The following is a 7,489-nucleotide window of genomic DNA, read 5'->3' on the forward strand; positions in this document are numbered from 1 at the left end:
GGTCGTACCAGTTGTGTTCCTCGCCGCGGAGCTTGCTCATCGGATAGAAGCTGACGTACTCCTCGTCGGGGATGTCGGGCTTCAGCTTCCCCTCGATGTACCGCTTGAGCCCCTCGTCGACGGCGTCGGCGCCCTCCTCGAAGTAGTCGTCCGAGACGTAGCCAGACACCTCTGTGACGGAGACGTAGGAGGTCTCGCGCTCGGTGAACTTCGCGAGCGCGGTGTCCTCGAAGCGGCGCTCGATCGCGGAGAGGTCGTCGAGCGACGGCCGGAAGTGGAGGAAGAGGAGGTCCGCCTTGTGTCCCAGCACCGAGAACAGCGCCGACTCGCCGTCCTCGGCGTCGGCGACCAGCTCGCGGTGTTTCAGGAAGGCCTCGCCCTCCTCGATCGCTCGCTGCCGCTCAGACTCGGGCGCCTCGCGCCAGGCGTCCCAGTCGATCGATCGGAAGTCGTGCAGCGAGAACCACCCTTCGGCGGTCTGTGGAGCCTCGACCATACGTCGGGTTCGGGCCGCGCGACTTAGGGGTTTGCGGGTCGTCCCGACGCGCTGTAATCCGTCGGCTCGTCCCCGGTCGTGCCCGAGTCGAAGCCGGCACCAGTGGTTTCGAAGCCCCAGCCGCTCGGCAGTACGTGAGTTCTTATAACCGGTCGATCGGCACGAACATCCCGAAGCCCCAGTCGGGAGGCGGTCGCACGCTCGCCGCGCTCCTCGTCACTCACTCCGTTCGTTCCTGCGGTGCTCGCGTCGCCTGCGGCCGCCTCCCGACTGCCCCTTCGAGTCCCGCCCGCGACCGCACCTCACACCTCCCCAGCCTCGTCGGGCGCGTCTTCGGGCTCCCGTTGGTCGCCCTCGTCGCGCCCGACTCCCTCGCGCGTGCTCCTCGCGGCCAAGGGCCGCTCGCAGGCACGCGCCACCGCGATTCATATTATTAGCGCATCACACCCGCCCCCGTCCGCTCGGGTCACCGACGCCCGCGAACCGCTCCGGTCGTCGCGACTCGCGCCGCTCGCCGTCGCCGTGACCGAAACCCTTTCGACGCGACCCCGAAAAGTCGGGACGATGCGGAAAAGCGGCCCGCCGAAAGGACTGATCTCGTACCTCGTCTTGGAGCTGCTCGACGAACGCCCGCGATACGGGTACGAGCTGCTCGGCGAGATAACCGAGATCAGCGGCGGCCACTGAGAGCCCTCCTACGGCTCCGTCTACCCGATCCTCTACAAGTTCGAGGAGGAGGGCGTCGCCGAGCGCGTCGAGCGCGCGGACGAGCCCGACCGCAAGTACTTCGCGCTCACCGACGCGGGCCGCGAGGAACTCGCCGAGAAGCGCCGCGAGATCGGCGGCGAGGCGCGGGACTTCGGCGACGTGGTCCTCGGATTCTACCACCTGTACGCCGCGCTCGCCACAGACGGCCGGTTCGAGGTCGACGACGCGGACGCCGACTGGGCGTTCTCGGAGCGGTACAGCGCGTGGATCGTCGAACAGATGATCCGCCACCACGAGCGCGACTTCGGCGAGTTCGAGCGGATCGACGCCTCCCCAGACGAGTTCTACGCGCGGGCGGACGATGCGGACGCGCCGTCGGAGTCCGGGGGTGCCCCCGGCGAGGCCGAGACCGCGGACGACGCGGAGGAGTCGGAGGGGGCGTCCGGCGCGGCCGACGACTGATTCCCTGGTCGGCGGTGAGCGGCGACGCCCCGCGACTCACCGGTGAAGCAGCCGCCACAGGAGTCCGCCGGGGAGCCCGGCGCGGACGAGCCGGTCGTACAGCCGGTCGGGGAGGACGCGACCGAGCCGCGGTAGCCACCGCGCTCGGCGGCTCACCCGATACCGCGTTCGCGGTCGGTCGGCGGTCGTCGCCGTCACCACGCGCTCGACGACGGTCTCGACGTCCGTGGCCGCCGGGGAGTACCCCTCGAACGCGCGGTAGGCGGCGGCGTACGGCCCGTCGCCGTCGGCGGCCTCGACCGCGGCGGCCGCCCGCTCGTTGAAGCCGGTCCGGACGGGACCGGGCTCGACGAGCGCCACGTCGACCCCGCGGGGCGCGACCTCCCGGCGGAGCGCGTCGACGTAGCCGTCGAGCCCCGCCTTCGCGGCGCTGTACGCGCCGTGGTACGGTAGCGCGACCGACCCGACCATCGACCCGACGACCACGACCCGTCCGCCGCGCTCGCGGAGCGTCGGGAGCGCCGCGGAGACGGTCACGTGGACCGCGGTCAGGTTCGTCTCTAGCTGTCGCCGGAACGCCTCGGCCGAGGCGTCCTCGACTGCCGCGATCTCGTAGCCGCCGACGCAGGAGACGGCGGTGTCCAGGGGACGGTCGGCCAGCAGGTCGCGGACGGCGGCCTCGTCGCGGAGGTCGACGACGGCGGTCTCGACCGCCTCGGGCAGGTCGGCGAGCCCGTCCGCGTCGCGGTCGACGCCGAGCACGTCGTGGCCGGCGGCGGCGAGCGAGCGCGCGACCCCGCCGCCGATCCCGCCCGCGGCCCCCGTCACGAGAACGTCCATGACGGGCAGTGCGCGGCGCCCCCAGTAGACGGTGGCGGTTCGCGGCGCCGGCTCCGGGCGCCCGTCTCGACCCGCCGCCCGAAGGCATATATCCGCCACGGGCGATCGTCGGCGTAATGTCCACCGACGAGCCGTCCGTCCCGATCGTGTGCGACGAGTGCGAGACGGAGACCCGCGTGCCCCTCGACGACCTCGCGGACGCGCTCGATAAACACAACGACCAGAAACACGGCGGCGAGGCCGTCGCGGAGGTCGATCCGGCGATCAAAGACCGGCTCGCCGACCTCGTCGCCGAGGACTTGGGGCTGTTCGACGAGGAGCCGGCTGAGGGGGCGTGAGCGCCGCCGCGAGCGACCACCGGGAACCGGAGCGCTCGGCGGCACGCGCCAGCAATATTTGCGTCGTTCGGTGACGAGTGTTTTCGGCGTATCTCTGGTATACGGGGCTTTGAACCCTCGAAACGCCACTTCCGTCGTCTTCCGCCGTCACCGGAACGCGCTTCCGTTGCTGGTGACGCGAGAGTGTTGCCCGCGGGGCCGCTTCCGTAGGTATGTACGACTCAACCCGGACAGCGTCGCGGCGGTCGTTCCTCGCGGCCGCGGGCGGAACTGCGACGGTCGGCCTCGCCGGCTGCCTCGGCGGCGGGAGCGGCGGGCTCGACGAGATCACGGTCGCGCACATGCCGATCTACCCCGACCTCCAGTGGTACGTGATGGAGGGCGAGGGATACTTCTCCGAGGTCGACGCCGAGGTCACCGGCCAGGAGTTCGGCAACGGCCCCGACATCGTTCAGGCGCTCGGCGGCAGCGACATCGACATCGCGATGTTCGGAATCGTGCCCGCGATGATCGCGATCGACCGCGGTATCGCCGCGCGGGTGACCGCCGCGAACATCCGGGAGCCGATGGGGATCATGGCCGAGTCCTCGTTCCACGAGACGTTCGAACAGCAGGGCGCCGACGCGTTCGCGGCGTGGGAGGAGGAGCAGGGCGAACCGTTCACCTTCGGCACGTTCCCGCAGGGGAGCGTCCCCGACGTGCTGTTGCGCTTCTGGCTCCGCGATGTCGGCGTCGACCTCGCAGCGAACGACAGCGTGGAGATCATCGAGATCAGCGGGGCGAGCTCCGTCTGGCAGGCGATTGCCAACGACGAGATCGACGGCACCTCGATCATGGAGCCGGTGCTGACCATCGCGCAGGCGGAGGGGTCGTCGGTGGAGATGCTGCGGACCGCCGCCGAGGTCCTCCCCGGCCAGCCCGCCGCGGTCACCCTGATGAGCGACGAGGTCCGGGACTCCCCGATCGCGGCGCAGTTCCTCGAACAGCACGTCCGCGCGACCGACTTCATCGAGGAGAACCCCGACGCGACCGCGGGCCACGTCGAGGAGGGAATCGGGATGCCAGTCGACCGCGCGCGGAAGGCGCTCGACTCGCCGCTGTCGAACTTCATCACCGACCCCGCCGAGATCACGGACGCGACGCAGGTGTTCGCCGAGTTCGCGGCCGATAACGGCCAGACCGACGAACAGCTGTCGAACGACCAGATATTCGACCTCGGGGTGTACGACTCGCTCTGATGGCGACCGAAACCGCATCGCGCGTCGACGAGGACGGCGCGTTCGCCGGCGTCGGGCTCGGAGACGGGCGGCGGCTCCTCCGGGGCGCCGCGGGGGTCGTCGGGTTCCTCCTCGTCTGGCACGCCGTCTCGCTCACCCAGGATCCGTTCGTGCTCCCCTCGCCGGTCGCGGTCGCCGGGGCGTTCGCCGGCGAGCTCGCGTCGGGAGACATGACGACGGCGCTGTATCAGAGCGTCCGCCACTGGATCCCCGGCACCGTCGCCGGAACGGGTCTCGGCGTGGCCGCCGGCGTCGCGTTCGCTTGGAGCGGCCTGCTGGACGACCTGACGGCGCCGCTCGTCCGCACCCTGCGCCCCGTCCCGCCGCTCGCGCTGATCGGCTTCGCGATCGCCTGGTTCGGGATCAACGACTGGGGCGCCGCCTTCATCATCGCGGTCGGCGCGTTCTGGATCAATTTCTACGCGGCGTACGGGGCCGTGGAGGGCGTGAGCGAGGACCTCCTCGACGTGGGGCGGACGCTCGGCGTCCGCGGCGACCTCGACGCGGTCCGGTCGATCGTCCTGCCGGCGTCGCTGCCGGGGATCATGACCGGGATCCGGACCGGACTGGGTCGGTGCTGGATGCTCGTCGTCGCCTCGGAGATATTCGGCGTCCCCGGGGTCGGCCGCGAGATCATCCGCGCCAGCAACAACCTCCGCGTCGACCGAGCGATCGCGTACATCCTCGTGTTGAGCCTGCTGTACCTGCTCGTCGACGTGGCGTTCCGCGCGGTCGAACGGAGGGCGTTAGCGTGGCGGGCGTGAACGGGGACGCCTCCCCCGCCGCCGCGGCGGCCAGCGTCGCGCTCGACGGGGTCGGGAAGACGTACCCCGGCGACGGCGAGGGCGGCTCGGTGCGCGCGCTCGACGACGTGTCCTTCTCGGTCGCCGACGGGGAGTTCGTCTGTCTCGTCGGCCCGTCCGGCTGCGGGAAGACGACGCTGTTCCGGGTCGTGGCCGGGCTGACCGAGGCGACCGACGGTCGCGTCCTCCTCGACGGCACCGAGGTCACGGGGCCGACGACGGACATGGGCGTCGTCTTCCAGGAGTACCACCTGTTCCCGTGGCTCACGGTCGAGGCGAACGTCGGGTTCGGCCTCGAACGGAGCGACCGTTCGCCCGCCGAGCGCGAGGCGCGCGTCGAGGAGATGCTCGACCTCGTCGGGCTGACGGAGTTCCGCGACGCGTACCCCAAGTCGCTGTCCGGCGGCATGAAACAGCGCGTCGCCATCGCCCGGGCGCTCGCGGTCGACCCGGACCTCCTGCTGATGGACGAGCCGTTCGGCGCGGTCGACGCCCAGACCCGCGAGATGCTCCAGCGGGAGCTGCTCGACGTGTGGGACTCGACCGGCAAGACGGTCCTGTTCGTCACGCACGACGTGGCGGAGGCGGTGGCGCTCGCGGACCGGATCGTCGTGATGGCCGCGGAGCCCGGGCGCGTCCGCGAGGTCGTCGACGTCGACGTCGAGCGTCCGCGCGAGCGCGGCGACGCGGCGTTCGCGGAGCACGTCGGTCGCGTGCGAGAGCTGATCGGGGCCGGTCCCTAGCCGTCCGGGGGCGCGCCCTCGTCGCCGAAGCGGCTACGACTCCCCGCCGTCCTCGCCCTCCTCGACGCGCACGGCCAGCTCGTCGACGTGAGTTCGCAGCGTCGCCAGCGTCGCGTCCGCGTCGGCGTACCCCTCGTCGTAGTCGTCGAGCGCGGCCGCGGCCCTGTCGAGAAAGCGCTCCACCGCCTCGTCGGTCGAACCGTCGGTCATGCCCGACGGTCCGCCCGCGAGCGGTTTATGTCTCCCGGCGGCGCGGTCGAACGCCGGCGGCGCGTGCCCGGCTACTGCCGCCGGCGGAGCGCGTACGTCGTGTAGCCGACCGCGACGACGAGCGCGGCGGAGAGGAGGGTGCCGAAGACGGCGGGCGACGCGGTGACGTAGTCGCCGAACGGGTCGGTCAGCGCGAGCACGCCCACGACGAGCGCGAGCGAGATGCCGATGCCGACCGCGCCGAACGCCTTGAACGCCGCGTCGAGGTCGAATCCACGCGATCCCTGTTGATGGCTCATACCCTATCGTACGCGTTCCAGTCTTAAATCCGCACACTGGATTTTCACGCCGAGAGAACGGCGACGACGCGGGGTGTGCGAACGTCTGCCGCAAATTTACTATTAGTGTTGATAATTTGCTCGGAGGCGTTTTACACGTCAGTTGGCGATCCGCGGACGATGACCGACGCGCGAACGACGACGCTCTCCCGACGGCGGGCCGCTCTCGGTCTCGGCGGCGCCGTCGCGGGCGCACTGGCCGGCTGCCTCGGTGACGGGACTACCGGCACGGCATCGATCGACTCCGGTGGCGACGGCCCGGCCACGGACGGAGCCGACGCGGGCCAAAGCGTGACCGACGCCGCCGCGACGGTCGGGATGATCTACGCGCTCGGCGGCCTCGACGACCGGTCGTTCAACGACGCGGCGAACAGGGGGATCCAGCGGGCGCGGCTCGACCGCGACGTGGCGTTCACGAACCGCGAGCCGTCCTCGGTGCCGGGCTTCGAGACGGCGCAGGCGGAGCTGGCGGCGTCGACGGAGCCCGCCTACGACCTCCTCTGTTGTATCGGCTTCCTTCAGGGCGACGCCCTCTCGTCGGTCGCGCCGGAACACCCGGACCAGCGGTTCGCCATCGTCGATTCGGTGGTCGACGCCGACAACGTCGCGAGCTACGTGTTCCGTGAGCACGAGGGCTCGTTCCAGGCGGGCCACCTCGCCGGGCTGGTGACCGACCGCGACATCGCCGTCGGGGGCGGCGACACCGTCGCCGACGAGCGGACCGTCGGCTTCGTCGGCGGCGTCGAGTCGCCGCTGATCGCGAAGTTCGAGGCCGGGTATCTCGCCGGCGTGGCTCACGCCGGCGCCGACGCCTCCGTGCTGCGGACCTACGTGGGCGCCTTCGACGACCCGGAGGCCGGCTACGACGCCGCCGCGGAGATGTACGAGCAGGGCGCCGACGTCGTGTACCACGCTGCCGGCGGCAGCGGCCTCGGCGTGTTCCAGGCCGCACAGGAGTACGGCCGGTACGCGATCGGCGTCGACTCGGATCAGTCGCGGAGCAACCCGCGGTACGCGGACGTGATCTTGGGATCGATGGTGAAGCGGGTCGGCACGGCGGTGTACGACGCGGTCGAGCGGACGATCGAGGGCGACCTCGACACGGGGTCGACGACCGCCCTCGGACTCGCCGAGGACGGCGTCGCCCTCGTGTACGGCACGTCGCTCGGTCCCGTGATCCCCGACGACGTGCGCGACGCGATCGCCGAGTCGGGCGAGCGGATCGTCGCCGGCGACCTGTCGGTGCCCACCGACCCGGAGGCGGTGAACTGATG

9 protein-coding genes and 1 pseudogene are annotated in these 7,489 nt (G+C 71.1%); 6 read left to right on the top strand and 4 right to left on the bottom strand.

Features of this window, described 5'->3' with window-relative positions; all coding sequences use genetic code 11:
* Positions 1–496 (bottom strand): chlorite dismutase family protein (locus B9G38_RS12860; protein ID WP_198945690.1); only part of this gene is annotated, 496 nt, incomplete at its 3' end.
* A 564-nt stretch (positions 497–1,060) separates the two neighbouring features.
* Between B9G38_RS12860 and B9G38_RS12865 the strand changes: the two are divergent.
* Positions 1,061–1,666 (top strand): annotated as a pseudogene (locus tag B9G38_RS12865) (PadR family transcriptional regulator).
* A gap of 36 nt (positions 1,667–1,702) precedes the next feature.
* Here the strand turns inward: B9G38_RS12865 and B9G38_RS12870 are convergent.
* Positions 1,703–2,506 (bottom strand): SDR family oxidoreductase, encoded by an 804-nt coding sequence (locus B9G38_RS12870; protein WP_198945691.1) that lies wholly within the window; start codon positions 2,504–2,506, stop codon positions 1,703–1,705.
* A gap of 116 nt (positions 2,507–2,622) precedes the next feature.
* Here B9G38_RS12870 and B9G38_RS12875 point away from each other — a divergent pair, with 116 nt between their 5' ends.
* The 4 genes from B9G38_RS12875 (at position 2,623) to B9G38_RS12890 (ending at position 5,667) form a co-directional block, all read left to right on the top strand.
* On the top strand, positions 2,623–2,844 hold the full coding sequence (locus tag B9G38_RS12875; RefSeq protein WP_049930479.1) for a hypothetical protein: 222 nt from the start codon (positions 2,623–2,625) through the stop codon (positions 2,842–2,844).
* A gap of 212 nt (positions 2,845–3,056) precedes the next feature.
* On the top strand, positions 3,057–4,082 hold the full coding sequence (locus B9G38_RS12880; protein WP_086220616.1) for an ABC transporter substrate-binding protein: 1,026 nt from the start codon (positions 3,057–3,059) through the stop codon (positions 4,080–4,082).
* The gene (locus B9G38_RS12885) at positions 4,082–4,885 is read left to right on the top strand and encodes an ABC transporter permease (protein ID WP_086220617.1); all 804 of its coding nucleotides are present in this window, start codon (positions 4,082–4,084) and stop codon (positions 4,883–4,885) included. Before B9G38_RS12880 ends, B9G38_RS12885 begins: the two co-directional genes overlap by 1 nt.
* Positions 4,873–5,667: an ABC transporter ATP-binding protein gene (locus B9G38_RS12890; RefSeq protein WP_086220618.1), complete on the top strand. Its 795-nt coding sequence runs from the start codon at positions 4,873–4,875 to the stop codon at positions 5,665–5,667. Before B9G38_RS12885 ends, B9G38_RS12890 begins: the two co-directional genes overlap by 13 nt.
* A 33-nt stretch (positions 5,668–5,700) precedes the next feature.
* On the opposite strand, the gene B9G38_RS18300 is transcribed toward B9G38_RS12890, so the two are convergent.
* Positions 5,701–5,877: a hypothetical protein gene (locus B9G38_RS18300; RefSeq protein WP_198945692.1), complete on the bottom strand. Its 177-nt coding sequence runs from the start codon at positions 5,875–5,877 to the stop codon at positions 5,701–5,703.
* A 71-nt stretch (positions 5,878–5,948) separates the two neighbouring features.
* On the bottom strand, positions 5,949–6,176 hold the full coding sequence (locus B9G38_RS12895; protein ID WP_086220619.1) for a hypothetical protein: 228 nt from the start codon (positions 6,174–6,176) through the stop codon (positions 5,949–5,951).
* A 159-nt stretch (positions 6,177–6,335) separates the two neighbouring features.
* Between B9G38_RS12895 and B9G38_RS12900 the strand changes: the two genes are divergently transcribed.
* Positions 6,336–7,487 carry a BMP family protein gene (locus B9G38_RS12900; protein WP_086220620.1) on the top strand — a complete coding sequence of 384 codons (1,152 nt, stop codon included), beginning with the start codon at positions 6,336–6,338 and terminating at the stop codon, positions 7,485–7,487.
* The last annotated feature ends 2 nt before the right edge of the window (positions 7,488–7,489 follow it).

Source organism: Halorubrum sp. SD612, assembly GCF_002135005.1.